This is a genomic window from Epilithonimonas sp. JDS, assembly GCF_021261315.1.
Lineage (GTDB): Bacteria > Bacteroidota > Bacteroidia > Flavobacteriales > Weeksellaceae > Epilithonimonas.
Genome location: NZ_JAJSAX010000001.1, coordinates 18,055 through 36,195, shown reverse-complemented (window position 1 = coordinate 36,195; position 18,141 = coordinate 18,055). Strand labels below are relative to the sequence as shown.

The following is an 18,141-nucleotide window of genomic DNA, read 5'->3' as shown; positions in this document are numbered from 1 at the left end:
TTAGTTTTGAGAGTTTGAGATAATTTGGTTGACAGAATCTGTCAGTTCTTGCCAAGTGGTTTGCAGTTCAGCGAGGAAGAGGCTTCCTTTTTCCGTGATCTGGTAGTACTTTCTTGGCGGTCCGCTTGTGGATTCTTCCCATCTATAAGCGAGGAATTCGCCATTTTTCAATCTTGTAAGAAGGGGATAAAGCGTTCCTTCCACTACATCCAGTCTTCCTTTTTTGAGAGATTCTATCAGGTCGGAAACATACATTTCGCGTTGTTGAATAAGACTCAAAATACAGAATTCCAGAATTCCTTTGCGCATCTGCGCCTTTGTGTTCTCGGTATTCATATTAATTGTTTGGTTTATAATTCAAAATTTAAAGTTCAATATTCAATGTCTTAATTTTAAAATCTTCCGACTTCCATCTTCTGTCTTCCGACTTCAAAACATCTTTCTTTAACTTTACATTGCAAAGATATGTAAACTAAAAGGTATTGTGCAATACAAAGTACCAAATAAATTTTTAATTGATGGTTAAAGTATTGATAATCAGCGATAAAATTTTTATAACAAATTTATAAGAAATTTGAAATTATTAGAAATTTCATTTATTTGACCTATTTTAAGACTCAGAATATCCAGATTTTTGATTTTTTCAATTGATTCAAATCTGAGTTTTTGAATGAATCTACATTGACAAAAATTAAAAGATTGGTGTGGTTTTTAAAATAAAACAATAATTTACCATCGAATAATTTGCATATTAAAAACACTTTTCTATTTTTGTAACAGATTTAAGAATAACAATGAATTTCACAACCACAACATCTACTTCTACAACAACTACAATTAATAGTTGCAGAAAGGTGTGTATGTGAAATTGAAAAATAATAACAATACAAAAAGCCTTTCTGAATTTCCAGAAAGGCTTTTTTTATTTAAAATAACTACAATACAAATGAAAGTATTAAAATTTGGAGGAACTTCAGTCGGAAGTTTGGATGCATTGAAGAATGTAAAATTAATCGTTGAAAAAGAATTCAATGAAAATGAACCTTTAATTGTGGTTTGTTCCGCTTTTTCGGGAATTACAAACTCGCTTTTATTGTCCGCGGAAGAAGCGTTGCTACAAAATGATTTCTCAGAGATATTGAAAGTCGCAGAAGAAAAACATTATCAAATCATCTCAGGATTATTGCCAAGAACTTCTCAGAATCCTTTATTAATGATGGTTAAAGTTAGTTTTAATGAGATTGAGGATATTCTTTTTAGCGTCAAAAATTTAGGTGAATTATCTGGAAGAATCAAAGATAGATTGTTGGCTTACGGCGAACAAATGTCCAGTAAAATCATCGCAACTTATCTTCAATCAGAAAATTTTCCTGCGAATTACAAAGACGCGAGAGAATTGATTGTCACGGATTCAAACTTCGGAAATGCGTCAGTAGATTTTATCAAGACCAATGAAAATCTAAAAAATTGGAATCTTGAAAATCAAATTTATGTAGTGACAGGTTTCATTTCGAAAGATGAAAATCAAGATACGACAACACTCGGAAGAGGCGGTTCGGACTACACTTCCGCGATTTTAGGCTCAGGTTTGAAAGCCAACGAAATCCAGATTTGGACTGATGTCGACGGCTTTATGACAGCTGACCCAAGATTAGTAAAGAATGCATTTTCTCAACCAGAACTCAGTTATCAGGAAGCGATGGAAATGTCCTATTTCGGCGCAAAAGTCATCTATCCACCGACAATGATTCCGGCTATCGAAAGTCAAATTCCGATTTATATCAAGAATACTTTCAACCCGGAAAATCCAGGAACTTTGATTCAACAGAAATCCGAAATTTCAAAAGGTCTAATCAAAGGAATTGTCTCCATCGAGAAAACCTGTCTCGTCAATATCACCGGAAACGGAATGATTGGGATGAAAGGTTTCAGTGGAAGATTGTTCAATGCTTTGGCGAAATATGATGTCAATGTTATCTTGATTACGCAAGCAAGTTCGGAACACAGCATTTCTTTTGTGGTCAATTTTAATGATGAGAAAAAAGCTGAAAAAGCCATCCGGGAAGAATTTGAATTTGAAATCAATACCAACAAAATCGATGAACCGCAGTTCGATAATGAGCTAAGTATTCTTTCCGTTGTCGGCGAGAATATGAAGAAAACTCGAGGAATCAGCGGGAAGTTTTTTAGTGCTTTAGGCAAAAATGGAATCAATATTATTGCTATTGCACAAGGTTCATCCGAGCTAAATATTTCTGCTGTAATTGAAAGAAACGAACTCTCAAAAGCTTTGAATGTTGTCCACGAATCCCTGTTACTTTCGCCAGTAAAAACCTTCAATGTGATGTTCGCTGGAACTGGAAATATCGGAAAAGAACTCTTCAAACAACTGAAAAGAGAAGACGAAAATCTGGAGAAAAATCACCAAATCAAAATCAATGTTATAGGCGTAACCAACAGCCGGCAAATGATTATTTCAGAAAGTAAAAGTTTGAATTTTGACTTAAATGAAATTTTAGATAAAAATTTAGAAATTGCTAATTTAGAATATTTTATAAATTCTATTTCAAGTAAAAATTTACCTAATTTAGTTTTTATAGATAACACGTCCAGCGAAGATGTGGTGAGCCATTATCCACAGTTTTTTGAGAATAATATTTCAATTGTGACTTGCAACAAAAAAGGTAATTCTTCAGCTTACGAGCAGTACAGCAAATTCAAAAGATTGGCGAAAAAGAACAACGTCAGTTTCCTATATGAAACAAATGTCGGAGCCGGACTTCCAATCATCAAAACGCTGAACGACCTCTGGATTTCCGGAGACGAAATTCTGAAAATAGAAGCCATTTTATCAGGAACTATTTCTTATATTTTTAATAATTATGTTGGCGATAAGACCTTTGCAGAAGTCGTAAGAACGGCACAAGAATTAGGTTACACAGAACCCGACCCAAGAGATGATTTGAACGGAATGGATTTCTCCAGAAAGATGTTGATTCTTGGAAGAGAAATTGGTTTGCCTTTGGAAATGTCTGATGTCAATATCAAAGATTTCCTGCCGGAAGCTTGTCTCAAAGCAGATTCAATTCCAAGTTTTTATGAAGAACTGGAAAAGAACGAACCATACTTTTCGTCTCTTAAAAACGAAGCAGAACAATCCGGAAAAAAACTGAGATTAATCGGAATTTTAGAAGACGGAAAAATCAACATCGAAGTGAAAATTGTAGATTCCAATCATCCGTTTTCCAGCTTATCAGGAAGCGATAATATCATCTCATTTACAACTTCAAGGTACAAAAACACGCCTTTGGTAGTAAAAGGTCCAGGTGCTGGCGCAGAAGTTACGGCTGCAGGTGTTTTCGCAGATTTGGTAAGAGTTACAGCGCAATAAATTATTCATTAATTATTAAAGAAATTATGTCTTTAAATACAATAAAAGTTTTCGCTCCCGCAACAGTCGCCAACGTGGTTTGCGGTTACGATATTCTCGGTTTCGCCATCGACGAACCAGGCGACGAAATCATCCTGACAAAAAATGATTCCAACAAAATCACCATCACAAAAATCGAAGGCGATGGCGGAAAACTCCCCAAAGACCCAGAAAAAAATGTAGTTTCCCACGTCATTCGATTGTTCCTCGAAAAAATAAATTCCAATCAAGGAATCGATATCGAGCTGTACAAAAAAATGCCACTCAACAGCGGAATGGGTTCCAGTGCAGCGAGTAGCGTTGCAGCTTTGGTCGCCATTAATGAATTGATGGGAAAGCCTCTTTCTCGTCAAGAATTGTTACCGCTCGCAATGGAAGGTGAACGAATCGCCTGCGGAAATGCCCACGCAGACAACGTTGCGCCGGCACTTTTGGGCGGAATGGTTTTGGTCAGAAGTTACGAACCGTTGGATGCGCTCAAGTTGACTTATCCAAAGGATTTGTCCGTGGTTTCCGTTCATCCGCACGTTGATGTTCCCACAGGCGAAGCGAGAAAAATCATCAAGGAAAGAATCAGCCTGAAATCTGCCGTTCAGCAATGGGGAAATATCGCAGGATTGGTCGCCGGATTTTGCACCAACGACCTTGGTTTGGTCAGCCGAAGTCTCGAGGACGTCATCATAGAGCCAGTTCGCGCGATGTTGATTCCGTATTTTTACGAGATGAAACAACTCGCTCTGGACAATGGCGCGATTGGTTTTGGGATTTCCGGTTCCGGTCCGTCGGTTTTTGCTTTATGTGAAAAGAAAGACATTGCAGAAGTTATTTCACACAAAATCAAAGAATTACTCAATCAAAAAAATATAGAAAGCGAATCATTCGTCACAAAAATCAACGACGAAGGCGCGCGAGTCATTTAAAAGTCAGAAGCTGGAAGTTGGATGTCGGAAGTTTTCATTGCTAACTTTTGAATGTTAGTAATTAAGGGTGATTTAAATTTGGGCAGCTTAATCCGCCTTCCGTTCCCAATCTTTTTGCCAAAGCTTTACCAGCCACAAAAAAGGATTTCCACTCAAGTCGGGCTGCAGATTCGTCGTTAAATCAAGATTTGTCCTAAAAACCTAATGTTGTCATTCCGTAGGAATCTAAACTGTTGAGATTGACTTTGCTGAACCAATTACTACGGAATGACAAAGCTTTAAAGTTTTATTCTTTGATGAGCGTAAGCGCCTTTGCGAACCTTAAAGTATTTTCAAAGTGAGTCAAAAAAATCTTAGCGGACTTTGCGTTAAAATTTTAAATCTATCAACCAACAACCATCAACTATCAACCAAAAATGAAATACATATCAACAAGAAAACAAGAAGAAACCAACATCAAAACAGCCATCCTAAAAGGTTTGGCAGATGATGGCGGACTTTTTATGCCAGAATATATTCCGCAACTTGATGCTGGGTTTTTTGAAAATCTACCGAATCTTAGCTTGCAGGAAATCGGTTTTCGAGTAGCAAAAGAATTTCTCGGCGAATCCATTTTCGATGACAATTTGAAAGAAATCATTGATGAAGTTTTGAACTTTGAAATTCCGGCTGTGAAAATCACGGAGAATATTTATTCCCTGGAATTGTTCCACGGTCCGACGATGGCTTTCAAAGATGTTGGGGCAAGATTTATGGCGAGAATGATGGCTTATTTCTCAGAAGGAAAACCGATGAAAGTTGTTGTGGCGACTTCTGGTGACACGGGAAGTGCTGTTGCGTCAGGGTTTTTCAACGTTGCGGGAATTGAGGTTTACATTCTTTATCCAAAAGGAAAAGTGAGTCCGTTGCAGGAAAAACAGCTGACAACCTGGGGCAGAAATATCAAAGCTCTGGAAATCGATGGGACTTTTGACGATTGTCAGGCTTTGGCCAAACAAATTCTGTCAGACGAAGAACTGAATCAGAAATTCACTTTGACATCGGCAAACAGCATCAATATTGCGAGATTGATTCCGCAATCATTCTATTATTTCTGGGCATTTGCTCAATTAGAAAAATTAGGAAAACCAATCGTGTTCTCAGTTCCAAGCGGAAATTTTGGAAACTTAACCGCTGGACTTTTTGCCAAGAAAATGGGATTGCCTATTCATCACTTTATCGCTTCAACCAATGCAAATGATGTTGTTCCAAAGTTTTTGGAAACCGGAAATTATGAATCAAAACCATCCAAACAAACCATCAGCAATGCAATGGATGTCGGAAATCCGAGCAATTTTGAAAGAATGAAAAGTCTTTTCAATGATGATGTTTCGGAATTCAAAAAAGAAATCGAGTCGTATTCTTTTTCGGATGAAGCGACAAAAGAGACGATGATAAAGGTGAAAAACGATTTTGGTTATACTTTGGACCCGCACGGCGCGGTGGCTTATTTGGGATTGGAAAAATATTCTGAAAAATCAAATGCAGATTCTGTTGGTGTTCTATTGGAAACGGCTCATCCTGCAAAGTTTGTGGAAGTCGTGGAAGATGTTTTAAAAACGAAAATCGAAATCCCTGAAAAACTGGAAGCGTTCAACAAAAAGGAAAAACAATCGGTTGAGTTTTCAGCGGAATTTGAATTGGTGAAACAATTTTTGATGGCTGAGAATTAATAACCACATAGGCACATAGAGGTGAAGGTTTTTGAAGTCAAAATAGAGTAGTGTCTATTTTAACTTTAGCACTTAAAAAAAATCTATGTGTCTATGTGGTTAAAAATATTAGTCGTTTTTAGACATATTTTTAAATTTTCAGTTTCTAATCCCAAATAAAATCATATCTTTGCACCCGAATTACATAATAATCATTAAATAATATTGGAATGTATTTAACAACAGAAAAAAAGTCAGAAATTTTCGCAAAGCACGGAAAATCTGCAAATGACACAGGAAGCGCTGAAGGACAGATTGCTCTATTCACTTTTAGAATCAACCACCTTTCTCAGCACTTGAAAGCTAACCGTCACGATTTTGCTACTGAGAGGTCTCTAGTGAAATTGGTAGGTAAGAGAAAATCTCTTCTTGATTACTTGAAGAAGAAAGAAATCTCTAGATACAGAGCTATCATCGCTGAATTGGGAATCAGAAAATAATTTCCGCTTTCAAGCAAAAAATTAAAGCAACTCAATTTGGGTTGCTTTTTTTGTTTTATAAGGTTTGTGTAATATTTCTACTTCCAATAATTTTTTGACCAGTTTTGGAATTCCTCAATTTTATCAGAATGTTCTTTGTTGTACTCAATAACATCTGGATTTTGAGACGGAAATATGTAGTATGCAAAGGGTTCAACGAAGTTTTTCTTTTCCATTTCAATAAAATAGGGCGCCAAAAATTCTCTGTAATAGCCTTTCTGATTTTTCTGTGTCTCTGCGATTGATTGACAAAGGGTTTGGAATTTCACAATGAACTTCTGGACTTCTTTTTTGTCTTTGTTTTTATCATCATAATCCAGAGCGGAAGACATTGATAAAACCATATCTGTTGAAGAAAAGTCATTTTCGCCCTTCTTTTTCTTGTTGACCTTATCGAGTGTTGCTGAATCTATCGAAACTGAAATGGATTTATCTTCAGTTTGCGAAACACCTTTATTCATAAGTTTCATAAGAGCATCAAAATTGCCCTTTGCTCTTCCTGATTTGTTGTCTATCACAAGATATCTACTGAATGCTAAAATAGAGGCTATCCTGTTTGATTGTCCAAGAATTGCCAATGCATTGAACGAGCTCGAATGATTTGGATTTAGTTTTGTTGATTGTTGAAAGCAAATGATGGCTTTTTCATTTTCTTTTGCATTAACCAAAGTAATTCCTTTGTTGAAATAGAGCTGATAATATTCTGGATACTTTTTTATACCTTCATCGTAAATTTTCAGCGCCTGTTCTGCTTTGTTCAAATGGTCCAAAGAATTGGCATAAGTAACATAAAGTGTTCTGTTGTCTTCATTCGGATATAATTTTAAAACCTGCTTACTGACTTCTATAGCCTCATCGTACCTCTTTACAGATTCCAGCGTCATTGCTTTTTCTGTAAGAGCTAGGGGATTATCCTTGTCCAGTTTTAAAGCTTCATCGTACTTTGCCAAAGCTTCGTCATACTTTCCGGAATCGTGTAGTGCAACGCCTTCATTCACTTTAACTTCGGCTTCTGTTTTGTTTTGAGAAAAGCTTAAAAAAGAAAAGAGAATTGGTAATAAGTAAATTTTTTTCATTCGGTATATAGTTATTAAGTTTTTTTTGTAGATTCAAATCTAAGCAAAAAATAAAAGCAACTCAATTTGGGTTGCTTTTGTTTTTTAATATTTATTGAATTGATAGATTTAGTCAGCTTCTATAACTTTAGTTTTAGCCAGCAAATCTCCCAATCTTTGACTATCGTTTGAATTTTTGATTATAATTATTGCTACCAAACCAAAAAAGAACATATCTAATAAATCAACAATGTGTCTTAAAAAAGATTGCTTCAATGTGATTTTGTTTTCAGTTTGTAAATCAACTGGAGTTAGTCTAACAATAAAATTTCCTAAAGTTGAATTTACTGTTACTTCGATGACACACAAATAAATAAACCAGAAGATAATTATAGGAATAGTTTTGAATCCATTTACAGAATATTCTCCTTCATCATTTAAACTTCCGAATTTATAAATATAAAGATAGGTCAATCCTAATATTATCGAATAGTCAATAAAACCTGCTATAATCCTTCTGGAAACAAATTTTTTATTTTTCAAGTCAATAGAATCTTGAAATAATTATGCTTTCACAACCTCAGATTTCCGAGAATCTCTTACCAGAAAATAGACCCCAACCAAACTCAACAAAACAAATAATCCAAAACTTATCAAAGAAAATAATTTTCCTGTTTCGATAACGGCTGGTTCAAATTTCATTTCAATCTTATGCTTTCCAGCTGGAACGTAAAGCGCTCTCAAAAGGTAATTTGCTTTGATATAATCCACTTTGTTTCCGTCTAAGTAAACATTCCAGCCGTGAGGATAATAAACCTCGGAAAAGACAGCCAATTGAGGCGTTTTGGAAGATGAATCAAATGACAATTCGTTGGGTTGATAAGATTTCAAAGCTAAAAACGCCGTTGAATCTTTTACCAGATTTTTCCCGTTGAAATAAGCTTTGTCATCTTTAGAAATCACCGCGATTTTTTTGGTGTCAAGATTTCCTGTTTCATTCAGTTCCTCGTTTGGATTGTTTACGAATTTGATGTCAGAAACAAACCACGCATTGCCGTTGGCTTCAGGGTTTGGAGAGATTTCTGGTTTTTGCTGGTCGCCAACTAGGAAGTATTTGGTGTTCAGCATATTCAGGATTCGGATGGTTTTTACCTGGTCTGTGGTTGAGAAATATTTGTTGATTAAATCATCGTAACGTCTCAGTTTAACCGCGTGATAACCGCCGATTGAAGATTTGAAATAAGAAGTATTCGTCTCGCTGAAAGTTCCCAAAACATTGTTGAAAATCCTGTAATGGTCTTTGTCTTTTTCAGCGATGATTTGCAAAGCTTTATTAACTTCCGTCTGTTGTAAAAGGCTTTGAACAAAAGAATTATCGCCTGCTTTGCTCATCAGATATTCCGAATTTTCGGTTTGGAAAGGATAATCGGCGAAGGTTTTATCAACATAATTATCATCGTTCAGATAACGTCTGTTAACCGTCCAAAGGTCAAACAAACTAACGAATCCGATGATTAATAAAACGATGTTGACGTTCAATTTTTTCTTTAATCCAAAAAATAAAACACCAGCCGTAATCAAAACATAAATAATCGCCTTTAAAGCATCGGTTTGGAACATCGACGCTCTTTCATCAACCAAATAATCCAACACATACGGCGGAAGATAAGTTTTCTCGTTCGCTGTATAGAATCCTAAAATTCCTTTTCCGAAAACCATCAAAATCAATGTGATTCCGAGAACGCTTCCTGAAACGTAAAGCAGGATTTTCTTTTTGTATTCTTCGGTCAGATTTTCATCCGTAAAGAATTTATATAGACCAAGAATCGCAATCAGAGGGAACAAAAATTCCACAACCACCAAAATAGAAGACGGCGCACGGAACTTGTTGTACAACGGGACATAATCGATGAAGAAATCCGTCAGCGCAGAGAAATTGCTTCCCCAAGCTAAGAAAATCGTCAAAATCGAAGCACCCCAAATCCAATATCTATACTTTTTTCCAGCAAAGAAGAATCCTAAAACTGCCAAGAAACAAACCACTGCACCTTGATAAGCTGGACCTGAAGTACTCGGCTGGTCGCCCCAATAAGTCGGGCTTCCGAAACCTCTGAGGAACATATCGTATTCTTGTTGGGATTTGATGTTGTCCTGAGCCAAAACCTGGATTTGTTCCATTATTTTGTCAGAACCTTCTTCCTGACTAGCGCCTCCCATTAATCTAGGAATGAATAAGTTAAGCGTTTCCAGTTTTCCGTAGCTCCACATCGTGATGCTTTCTTTGTCCATTCCGGATTTTCCAGCCGTGTGATTTTTATCGTTTAAGATTTGCTTTCCACGAACGGTTTCTTTCACGTATTCGGCGTTTGCCATTAGTCTTTGTGAGTTCATTCCAACGCCGATGATTCCAGCCACTGCAACGATTCCAGTAGAAATCAGAAAATGTTTCCATTCGATTTTTCCTTTGATTGCTCTAATCAATTCCGAAAGGAACAAAAATCCTAGTCCAAGGAACAGATAATAAGTCATCTGCGGGTGATTCGCACAAATCTGAAGTCCCATAAATAGGGTCGTGGTGATGAATCCAAGAACATATTTTTTCCTGAAATAAACCAATAAAATCCCTGCTACCAATGGCGCAAAGTAGGCAATCGTATGAACTTTTCCATTGTGTCCAGCCGAAATAATGATGTAAAAATAAGTTGACAATCCAAAGAATGTCGCGCCGAGCAAAGCATATTTCCAATTTCTAACAGCCACCATTCCCAAAAAGAAAAATCCGGCAAACAGCAAGAACAGATAATTCGCAGGTTTTGGAAGGAACAAAAACAAATCGTCAATTTTCTTGATGACATCGCCACGGAATTGCGCGCCAGTCTGGTAAGTCGGCATTCCGCCAAACATTGCGTCGCTCCAATAGGTTTCATTTTCGTTGTTTGCACGGTATTGCAAAAGTTCTTCCGCGCCACCTTTGTAGAAAACGATATCGTGTTGCATCAGACGTTTTCCAGAGATGACAGGATTGGCGTAAACCACCGCCAGCAAAATGAAAACGACCAAGCTTGCAAGGATGAAAATGAGATTTTTCTTGTTTTTGAACATAGATGTTAGATATTAAGCTTTATATATTAGATTTGAAATCAGCGTTTTAACAATTAATATCAATTGTTAACTGGCTTTAAAATTTCAAATTCCAAATTTAATATTAAAAAACCTTTCAGACTTAATAATCTGAAAGGTTTTATGTTTATTTTATGTCAGAATCTGACTATTGCTTTTTCTCCTCTTTTATTTCCTCAAAATCCACCGTTTCCGCATCCCATTTTACTTTTTGTTCAGGCATTTTTTTCGAACTGGTTTGCTGGTTTTGCTGTTGATTTTTTGGATTTAAGGTCGGAAAGTTTTTATAAAACGCATTGAAAAAGATTCTCTTCAAGATATTCCAAACGAAGAATATGATGATGGTTGCGATGATAAATTCGAAAATGTACTTCATTTCCTTATTTTTTAATTAATTCTAAAATCTATTTGTAAGAAGGATTGATTATGATAGACGTCGTCGAGTTTTTGCTCATACTCTGCGTCTGTTTTCCATCAGAAACACTTTCCTTCTGATTGGTTTTGATGCTTAGGTTTTGGTTTAGAAGCCAGCCTGTGTTTTCATCGATGATGATTTTTCCGCTCTCTGTTCCGCCAACGCTCATCGTGTGCGTCATTCCGTTTTGAGATTGTTTATCAGATTTTGAAGGAATCACGCCGGTCACGCTGATTTCCGCTTTTCCATCTTCAACTTTTGTTAAGGTAAAAGTCAAAGTTTGTTTTACTTTGCCTGGAACGATGTCTTCAGAATCGGTCCATTTGTCACCGATTTTTGCGCCTTTTGCAGGAAGAAGTTTTAGGTTTTTACCCAATTGTTCTTTCATCATTGCCTCGTTGAAGCCAGTTTTGAAACTTTCGATAAATGCAGTTTGCTGTTTTGTGTCCTTCACAGTTCCAGCGATTGCTTTTTTAAGATTGTTGTAAACGGCATCAAATCCAGTTACAGATTTGATATTTCCATAAGCATCCATCTTCACATTCAGTTTATTTCCTGCCAGGCCTTTGCTTACAAGATAATCCATCTTAAGCGCTTCTTCTTTTGGAGCGGCTTGTTTCGTATCGATGGAAACCGTTTTTCCATTTGAAGTATTGGACATTCTTTTGCCGACCATATTCAAGGTCAAATCGTAGATGTTATCTTTGAAATCGTTGACTGTTACAGACATTTCGTCAGTCGTTTCAGTAGTAGCAGACATTGTTTTTCCATCTGGTGTGTTCAGCGATTGGATTTCTCTCTGATAAGAAACCAATGGATAAGTCACGCCTTTTTCAAGAATGAATTTTTGTTTGAAAATACCACTGCTGTCAGCAATCGCTTTCGGTTTTGAAGCTTCTTCGTCGGAAACTTCCACGGTTACAGTTTCGGTTTTTCCTGTTTTTGGGTCAACTCTTGTAACGGTTTTTGTTTCCTTTTTACAAGCGACCAATGTTATGGCGATTAGCGCAAGCGCTGTTATTTTTTTCATAATTGATGTTTAATAATAAATTATAATTGATGTTTTGATAATTAACAAGTTGATTTCTATCAACCAAAAACTATCAACCGGCAACAACTATTTTTTGTCTCACGGCTTCATAAAGAATCGCGCCACACGCTACAGAGACGTTCAGAGATTGGGTTTTACCTTCGATTGGCAATTTTATTTTTTCATCCGAATGGTGTAGCACTTCTTTGGATATTCCCGTTTCCTCATTTCCCATCACGATTGCGCACGGTTCTGTGAAGTCCACGTCATATATCAATTTCTGCGCCTTTTCCGTTGCAGAGAATACTTTGATGCCACTTTGCTGAAGGAAATCTACCGAGTGGGCAAGGTTTTTTTCTTTACAGATTTTGATATTATAAATCGCTCCAGCCGAAGTTTTAATCGCGTCAGAATTAATTGGTGCACCACCTTTTTCCGGAATCAGAATTGCGTCAACGCCCACACATTCAGCAGTTCTACAGATGGCTCCGAAGTTTCTAACGTCGGTCAATCTATCTAAAATCAAGATAAATGGCGTTTTCCCTTCTTCAAAAAGCTGAGGCAGCACATCCTCGATTTTGTGGAACGGAACGTCAGAAATAAAGGCCACCACACCTTGGTGGTTTTTTCGGGTAAAACGGTTGAGTTTTTCTACGGGAACGTAGTTTGGACGGAGATTATGCTTGGCCAAAAGTTGCTTCAGTTCGAAGTAAATTTCGCCCGTCAAAGCGTTTTGTAAAAATATTTTATCTACGGTTTTTCCGGCTTCTAAGGCTTCCATCACTGGTCTTAAACCGAATATGAAATCGTCTTTTTTCTCTGGATTCATTAATGAGATTTTGTTTTGCAAAAGTAAGGTTTTTGATTTTAGTTACTTAATTTATTAGGATATTTACGATTATTTTATAATTTCGCCGAAACAAATAACCAATGAGAAAACTATTTCTACTTTTTTACATCGTATTCAGCATTATTTTATCGGCACAGGATGGGAGTGTAGATCTTAACTTTAATACTGGTCTTGGACCTAACGGTTATAATATTATGGCAATGGGTTTGCAGACAGATGGTAAGATTATCGTAGCAGGCGATTTCACATCTTATGATGGTATTGCAAGAAAAGGTATTGCAAGATTAAATTCGGACGGAAGTATTGATCAAACTTTTAATCCAGGTTCAGGTATTGTAGGAAGGGTTCTAAATATAATTATTCAGCAAGACGGAAAAATCATTATTAGCGGAGATTTCACACAATTCAATAATATTCAAAAAAATTATATTGCGAGACTGAATGTAGATGGAAGTTTAGATACTACTTTTAATATTGCCGGTTCTGGGGCTTCTAATGTTATTTATTCTATTGCTCAGCAGACTGATGGAAAGATTCTCATCGCTGGAGATTTTGGATTATATAATGGAATAGCTAGAGGAAGAGTGGCTCGTTTAAATAAAGATGGATCGCTAGATCAGACCTTTGACTCAGGAATTGGATCAAATAATTATCTTAATTCCGTAGTTTTACAATCTGATGGTAAAGTTCTGATTGGCGGTTACACAAGTACTTACAACAATATTGCCAGAAGAACTATTGCAAGATTGAACATTGATGGCAGTCTGGATACAAGCTTTAACCCTATTGGTTCGGGTGGCAATCTTCCAATTTATTCTATGACAGTACAGCTAAATGGAAAAATAATAATTTGCGGAGGATTTACGTCGTTTAATAATGTTGAAACCGGAGGTATTGCACGTCTTAATACCGATGGAACTTTGGATACTGCATTTATAAAAAATAATTCTGCAAGCGCCAATTCTGCTGTTGTTTTGCCAAACGGAAAAATTTTAACTAATGGAAATTTTTATTCGACCAGCAAATTTCATCGTCTTAAGACAGATGGAAGTGCGGATAAACTATTTGATACCGTAGGAGAGGTTAGAAGAATGATTTTGCAACCCGATGGCAAAATATTAGTCTGTGGATATTTTACTTCATTTGATGGTGTCAATAAAAAACAAATTGTAAGAATAAATGGAGAAAATATACTTTCAGTTTCTGATAATGAAAAAGAAAATCTTCAAATTTATCCGAATCCGGTAAAAGATATTCTGAACATCAAAAGCATTGAGCCAATTTCTGGATACGAAATCTATTCTTTGGACGGAAGAAAATTAACAACAGGAAATAAAGTGAATGACTCCAAAATTGATGTCTCTAATCTCACAAAAGGAAATTATCTGATAAAATTCCAGACAAAAGGAAAAGAACAGACAACTAAATTCATTAAAGAATAAAACAACAGACGATTCTCAAATCTGGGAAGCGTTTTTTTATTTTGATCAATTCAACACAAAAACCAAAAACTCACCATTCTCAGTTTTGAATTTCAAATCACCGGTTTTTCTGTAATCTTCAAAAAGTGGTGTTGGGAAAGTATCATCAAACTGTTTCGTCTTGAAGAATTTTCCTTTGATTTTTAAAGGGATTTTCTTGATGAGTTTATCCGTCGTCACCGGAATTTTGAATTTCCTTTTCTCCGGATCTTTGGAATCAACGTAAAAACAATGTGCAATCAATTCAGCCTTGTCAACATATTTTTCGTAGTCAGCAGTTTTTATAAAATTGGGAAGGTTAGTGTCTTCCCAAGTCAGATAAAGAACTTCGATTTCTTGAGTTTTACTAATGGGTTGATAGTATTTGAATCGCTCATTATCGGAAATCGAAAATGATAAAATTCCCAAGAGGAAAACTGGAAAAAGGAATCTTAATTTCATTAATTATAAACTTAAACCTTCCGCAATCAAAGCTCTTTTCTGCGCAAGAATGTAGCCGTAATGAATGCTTTCGTGCATATTATTGAAGATGATAGCGTCTTGCACATTTTTCAAATCAATCCCAAAACTCGTGGAATACGGCGTGTAATCCGAGAAGAAGTCATCATCATAATCCTTCATCAAAATTTTTGAAGTTTCAATTAATAGATAAGCCAAATCCTCCATTTCAGATTGTTTCACATCCACGTTGGCGAAAGTTCCCTTCTTGTAGGTTTCCACCCAATATTTGTCGATGCGGAACTGATTTCCGCTGAGGTAATAGCAAAGCAACTGTTGCTGAGCCACGCAATGCGCGATGTTCCAATAGATGTTGTTGTTGAATCCGTCTGGAATTGTCAGAAGGTCTTTTTCTGAGGTCGTTTGTAGAATATTTAAAAGGTTTTTTCGAACCTGTCTATGATTGGCAAAATGATAATTCATTTTTGAAGAGAAATTTATTTAGTTCAAAGTTATATTAATTATAAATAAACGAAAAATTATTGAGATTTATTAGCAAAAAGTAAATGAGTTAATTAATAACTTCCGACTTCTTACCTGCAGCTTCCCGCCTTTTAACAAATATTTAACGGAAGTTTGGCAATTGTTATGTTTGCTGTTGCTGGATTTTATGTGAAATTTACCAATTATTTTTATTAATTGATATGTCAGAATTGAATCAAGCAGAAGATATCAGACAACTTACCGAAAAAGTTAAAGAACAAAATTACTTTTTCTCCATCTTAAAACAGGAAATCAACCGCGCCATCATTGGGCAGGAATATATGATAGACCGTTTGCTCATCGGACTTCTTGGCAACGGACACGTTCTCTTGGAAGGTGTTCCGGGATTGGCAAAAACCTTGGCCATCAAAACCTTGTCAGAAGCTGTTGATGGACAATTTTCCAGAATCCAGTTCACGCCGGATTTGTTGCCTGCAGATGTTGTCGGGACAATGATTTACAGCGTGAAAGACAACGATTTCAGCATCAAAAAAGGTCCTGTTTTTGCGAATTTTGTTTTGGCAGATGAAATTAACCGTGCGCCGGCGAAAGTTCAGTCCGCACTTCTCGAGGTGATGCAGGAAAAACAAGTGACGATTGGCGATGAAACAATGCCTTTACCAAAACCTTTCCTCGTATTAGCCACTCAAAATCCAATTGACCAGGAGGGAACTTATCTTTTGCCAGAAGCGCAAACCGACCGTTTTATGTTAAAATGTAAAATCGATTATCCCGAATTCGAGGATGAGAGAAAGGTGATGCGAATGATTTCGACGCAGGATATTCCGCAAATCAGAAAAGTGGTGGATTTGAACCAAATTGTTGAAGCCAAGAAACTCATCAATCAAATTTACCTAGACGAAAAGATAGAAAAATATATTCTGGATATGGTTTTTGCAACCCGTTTTCCAGAGCGATACGGCTTGTCCGAAATCAAAAATTACATCAGTTTTGGTGCTTCACCGAGAGCAAGTATCAACTTGGCCATTGCTTCCAGAGCTTACGCCTTCATCAAAGGAAGAGCATTCGTCATCCCGGAAGATGTGAAAGAAATTGCGAAAGATGTTTTGAGACACAGAATTGGATTAAGCTTCGAAGCTGAGGCCGAGGAAGTGACTCAAGATGATATTGTGAATAAAATTCTGGCGAAAATACAAGCGCCGTAATATTTCTGATGAATAATTTAATTATCAGAGAAGCAATTCTTGGAGATTGTCCTGCAATGCTGGAACTTATAAAGGAATTGGCGGAATATGAAAATGCACCTGATGAAGTCACGGTTTCATTGGAAGAATTCGCAGAAGCTGGTTTTGGAAATCATCCTGTTTGGGGCGCTTTCGTTGCAGAAGTTGATCAAAAAATTGTAGGTTTATCTTTGTATTATTTGAGATATTCTACTTGGAAAGGGCAACGATTATATCTGGAAGACCTCATTGTTACTGAAAAAATGAGAGGAAACAATATTGGAAAATTGTTATTTGATAAAACTTTGGATTATGGGAAATCCAAAAATTATTCAGGAATGGTTTTTCAGGTTTTGAATTGGAATGAGCCTGCGATTAATTTTTATAAGAAATATCAGACTAAATTTGATGATGAATGGATCAATGTTTCCATCGAATTAAATTAGATATATAAAAGAGGTTTTGAATTCCTCAAAAATTGGTCAATCTGTTGGTAGTGGTTAGTCGTCGAATTCATTAATAGATGAGATGTCTGAAAACTATCAACCGATGACCACCAAAAATCACAAGTTAAAGTGCAAATAAAAGACATTGTCAAAAAAGTAAAGCAGATAGAAATCCGGACTCGCAAGAAGACTGAAGCATCGCTTATGGGGCAATATCACAGCGCATTCAAAGGTCAGGGAATGACTTTTTCAGAAGTTCGTCAATACCAATTTGGTGATGACACCCGAAGAATGGACTGGAACAAAACCGCACGTTTCCGCGAACCATTTGTAAAAGTGATGGAAGAGGAACGCGAGCTCACAATGATGCTCGTCGTGGACGTTTCCGCCTCGATGGATTATGGAACGAGAACTCAGTTGAAACGAGAATATGTTGCAGAAATTTGTGCATCGCTGGGATTTTCGGCCGCTGGAAACAATGACAAGATCGGATTGATTCTCTACGCAGACAAAGTTTTGAAAGTAGTTCCGCCACAAAAAGGTAGAAAACACGTTTTGTCTATCATCAGCAACATTTTGTCTGCCGATTATGTTCCTACAAAATCCAATCTGGATGTGGCTTTCAACTATATGATGAGCGTTTTCAAAAGGAAATCTTTGGTGTTTCTGTTTTCAGATTTCGAAGATGAATTTGACCAAAAAATCCTGAATGTGACTGCCAGAAAACATCAGGTTTTGGGACTTCGTGTTTTTGACGAAAAAGATATGGAGATTCCGGACATTGGATATGCGCTTTTTCGTGATGCGGAAACTGGTCAGCAAGTTTGGGCAAACACTTCCAGTGCTAGATGGCGCTACGATTTTGCCGAACAACAGAAACGAAAAATGCGCCAGACAAAAGAAGAATTCGAGAATTCATCGGCTCATTTTTTAGATATTAAAACATCGGATGATTATAGCAAGTTTTTGTATCAATATTTTAAGAAATAGATTTTAGAA

17 protein-coding genes are annotated in these 18,141 nt (G+C 36.5%); 8 read left to right on the top strand and 9 right to left on the bottom strand.

Annotation, left to right across the window (positions count from 1 at the left end; translation table 11 throughout):
* Positions 1–336 carry a PadR family transcriptional regulator gene (locus LUD75_RS00190; RefSeq protein WP_034964729.1) on the bottom strand — a complete coding sequence of 112 codons (336 nt, stop codon included), beginning with the start codon at positions 334–336 and terminating at the stop codon, positions 1–3.
* Between the two features lie 610 nt (positions 337–946).
* Between LUD75_RS00190 and thrA the strand changes: the two genes are divergently transcribed.
* The 4 genes from thrA to rpsO all read left to right on the top strand — a co-directional run bounded on the left by thrA (position 947) and on the right by rpsO (position 6,541).
* Positions 947–3,391 carry a bifunctional aspartate kinase/homoserine dehydrogenase I gene (thrA, locus tag LUD75_RS00185; protein ID WP_232703717.1) on the top strand — a complete coding sequence of 815 codons (2,445 nt, stop codon included), beginning with the start codon at positions 947–949 and terminating at the stop codon, positions 3,389–3,391.
* A 26-nt stretch (positions 3,392–3,417) separates the two neighbouring features.
* Positions 3,418–4,350: a homoserine kinase gene (locus LUD75_RS00180; RefSeq protein WP_232703716.1), complete on the top strand. Its 933-nt coding sequence runs from the start codon at positions 3,418–3,420 to the stop codon at positions 4,348–4,350.
* 416 nt (positions 4,351–4,766) lie between these two features.
* Positions 4,767–6,062 carry a threonine synthase gene (thrC, locus tag LUD75_RS00175; RefSeq protein WP_232703715.1) on the top strand — a complete coding sequence of 432 codons (1,296 nt, stop codon included), beginning with the start codon at positions 4,767–4,769 and terminating at the stop codon, positions 6,060–6,062.
* 209 nt (positions 6,063–6,271) lie between these two features.
* Positions 6,272–6,541 carry a 30S ribosomal protein S15 gene (rpsO, locus tag LUD75_RS00170; RefSeq protein WP_034965356.1) on the top strand — a complete coding sequence of 90 codons (270 nt, stop codon included), beginning with the start codon at positions 6,272–6,274 and terminating at the stop codon, positions 6,539–6,541.
* 77 nt (positions 6,542–6,618) lie between these two features.
* Here the strand turns inward: rpsO and LUD75_RS00165 are convergent, their stop codons facing one another.
* The 6 genes from LUD75_RS00165 to rlmB form a co-directional block, all read right to left on the bottom strand.
* Positions 6,619–7,656, bottom strand: a complete 1,038-nt coding sequence (locus LUD75_RS00165) for a tetratricopeptide repeat protein (RefSeq protein WP_232703714.1) — start codon at positions 7,654–7,656, stop codon at positions 6,619–6,621.
* A 108-nt stretch (positions 7,657–7,764) separates the two neighbouring features.
* Positions 7,765–8,178 (bottom strand): RDD family protein, encoded by a 414-nt coding sequence (locus tag LUD75_RS00160; RefSeq protein ID WP_232703713.1) that lies wholly within the window; start codon positions 8,176–8,178, stop codon positions 7,765–7,767.
* A 21-nt stretch (positions 8,179–8,199) separates the two neighbouring features.
* Positions 8,200–10,737 carry a YfhO family protein gene (locus tag LUD75_RS00155; protein WP_232703712.1) on the bottom strand — a complete coding sequence of 846 codons (2,538 nt, stop codon included), beginning with the start codon at positions 10,735–10,737 and terminating at the stop codon, positions 8,200–8,202.
* Between the two features lie 166 nt (positions 10,738–10,903).
* Positions 10,904–11,131, bottom strand: coding sequence for a hypothetical protein (locus tag LUD75_RS00150; RefSeq protein WP_034977546.1), 228 nt, complete (start codon positions 11,129–11,131; stop codon positions 10,904–10,906).
* A 28-nt stretch (positions 11,132–11,159) separates the two neighbouring features.
* Complete coding sequence (locus LUD75_RS00145; RefSeq protein WP_232703711.1) at positions 11,160–12,200, bottom strand: DUF6263 family protein; 1,041 nt, start codon at positions 12,198–12,200, stop codon at positions 11,160–11,162.
* Between the two features lie 73 nt (positions 12,201–12,273).
* Positions 12,274–13,029, bottom strand: coding sequence for a 23S rRNA (guanosine(2251)-2'-O)-methyltransferase RlmB (gene rlmB / locus LUD75_RS00140; protein ID WP_034965369.1), 756 nt, complete (start codon positions 13,027–13,029; stop codon positions 12,274–12,276).
* Between the two features lie 101 nt (positions 13,030–13,130).
* Between rlmB and LUD75_RS00135 the strand changes: the two genes are divergently transcribed.
* Complete coding sequence (locus LUD75_RS00135) at positions 13,131–14,492, top strand: T9SS type A sorting domain-containing protein (RefSeq protein ID WP_232703710.1); 1,362 nt, start codon at positions 13,131–13,133, stop codon at positions 14,490–14,492.
* 45 nt (positions 14,493–14,537) lie between these two features.
* On the opposite strand, the gene LUD75_RS00130 is transcribed toward LUD75_RS00135, so the two are convergent.
* Positions 14,538–14,972, bottom strand: coding sequence for a hypothetical protein (locus tag LUD75_RS00130; protein ID WP_232703709.1), 435 nt, complete (start codon positions 14,970–14,972; stop codon positions 14,538–14,540).
* A gap of 3 nt (positions 14,973–14,975) precedes the next feature.
* Positions 14,976–15,452 carry a DinB family protein gene (locus LUD75_RS00125; protein ID WP_034965372.1) on the bottom strand — a complete coding sequence of 159 codons (477 nt, stop codon included), beginning with the start codon at positions 15,450–15,452 and terminating at the stop codon, positions 14,976–14,978.
* Positions 15,453–15,673: 221 nt separating this feature from the next.
* Here LUD75_RS00125 and LUD75_RS00120 point away from each other — a divergent pair, with 221 nt between their 5' ends.
* From LUD75_RS00120 to LUD75_RS00110, 3 genes are all read left to right on the top strand, one after another.
* Positions 15,674–16,678, top strand: coding sequence for a MoxR family ATPase (locus tag LUD75_RS00120; RefSeq protein ID WP_034965374.1), 1,005 nt, complete (start codon positions 15,674–15,676; stop codon positions 16,676–16,678).
* Between the two features lie 8 nt (positions 16,679–16,686).
* Positions 16,687–17,142 carry a GNAT family N-acetyltransferase gene (locus tag LUD75_RS00115; protein WP_232703708.1) on the top strand — a complete coding sequence of 152 codons (456 nt, stop codon included), beginning with the start codon at positions 16,687–16,689 and terminating at the stop codon, positions 17,140–17,142.
* A gap of 129 nt (positions 17,143–17,271) precedes the next feature.
* The gene (locus tag LUD75_RS00110) at positions 17,272–18,132 is read left to right on the top strand and encodes a DUF58 domain-containing protein (RefSeq protein ID WP_232703707.1); all 861 of its coding nucleotides are present in this window, start codon (positions 17,272–17,274) and stop codon (positions 18,130–18,132) included.
* Positions 18,133–18,141: the final 9 nt, after the last annotated feature.

What these genes read in the sequence shown, in the direction of transcription:
- rpsO (WP_034965356.1), top strand. Translation starts at nt 6,272, where the DNA reads ATGTATTTAACAACAGAAAAAAAGTCAGAAATTTTCGCAAAGCACGGA.
- LUD75_RS00120 (WP_034965374.1), top strand. Translation starts at nt 15,674, where the DNA reads ATGTCAGAATTGAATCAAGCAGAAGATATCAGACAACTTACCGAAAAA.
- LUD75_RS00135 (WP_232703710.1), top strand. Translation starts at nt 13,131, where the DNA reads ATGAGAAAACTATTTCTACTTTTTTACATCGTATTCAGCATTATTTTA.
- LUD75_RS00130 (WP_232703709.1), bottom strand. Translation starts at nt 14,972, where the DNA reads ATGAAATTAAGATTCCTTTTTCCAGTTTTCCTCTTGGGAATTTTATCA.
- LUD75_RS00180 (WP_232703716.1), top strand. Translation starts at nt 3,418, where the DNA reads ATGTCTTTAAATACAATAAAAGTTTTCGCTCCCGCAACAGTCGCCAAC.
- LUD75_RS00145 (WP_232703711.1), bottom strand. Translation starts at nt 12,200, where the DNA reads ATGAAAAAAATAACAGCGCTTGCGCTAATCGCCATAACATTGGTCGCT.
- thrA (WP_232703717.1), top strand. Translation starts at nt 947, where the DNA reads ATGAAAGTATTAAAATTTGGAGGAACTTCAGTCGGAAGTTTGGATGCA.
- LUD75_RS00115 (WP_232703708.1), top strand. Translation starts at nt 16,687, where the DNA reads ATGAATAATTTAATTATCAGAGAAGCAATTCTTGGAGATTGTCCTGCA.
- LUD75_RS00165 (WP_232703714.1), bottom strand. Translation starts at nt 7,656, where the DNA reads ATGAAAAAAATTTACTTATTACCAATTCTCTTTTCTTTTTTAAGCTTT.
- LUD75_RS00190 (WP_034964729.1), bottom strand. Translation starts at nt 336, where the DNA reads ATGAATACCGAGAACACAAAGGCGCAGATGCGCAAAGGAATTCTGGAA.
- LUD75_RS00150 (WP_034977546.1), bottom strand. Translation starts at nt 11,131, where the DNA reads ATGAAGTACATTTTCGAATTTATCATCGCAACCATCATCATATTCTTC.
- rlmB (WP_034965369.1), bottom strand. Translation starts at nt 13,029, where the DNA reads ATGAATCCAGAGAAAAAAGACGATTTCATATTCGGTTTAAGACCAGTG.
- thrC (WP_232703715.1), top strand. Translation starts at nt 4,767, where the DNA reads ATGAAATACATATCAACAAGAAAACAAGAAGAAACCAACATCAAAACA.
- LUD75_RS00155 (WP_232703712.1), bottom strand. Translation starts at nt 10,737, where the DNA reads ATGTTCAAAAACAAGAAAAATCTCATTTTCATCCTTGCAAGCTTGGTC.
- LUD75_RS00125 (WP_034965372.1), bottom strand. Translation starts at nt 15,452, where the DNA reads ATGAATTATCATTTTGCCAATCATAGACAGGTTCGAAAAAACCTTTTA.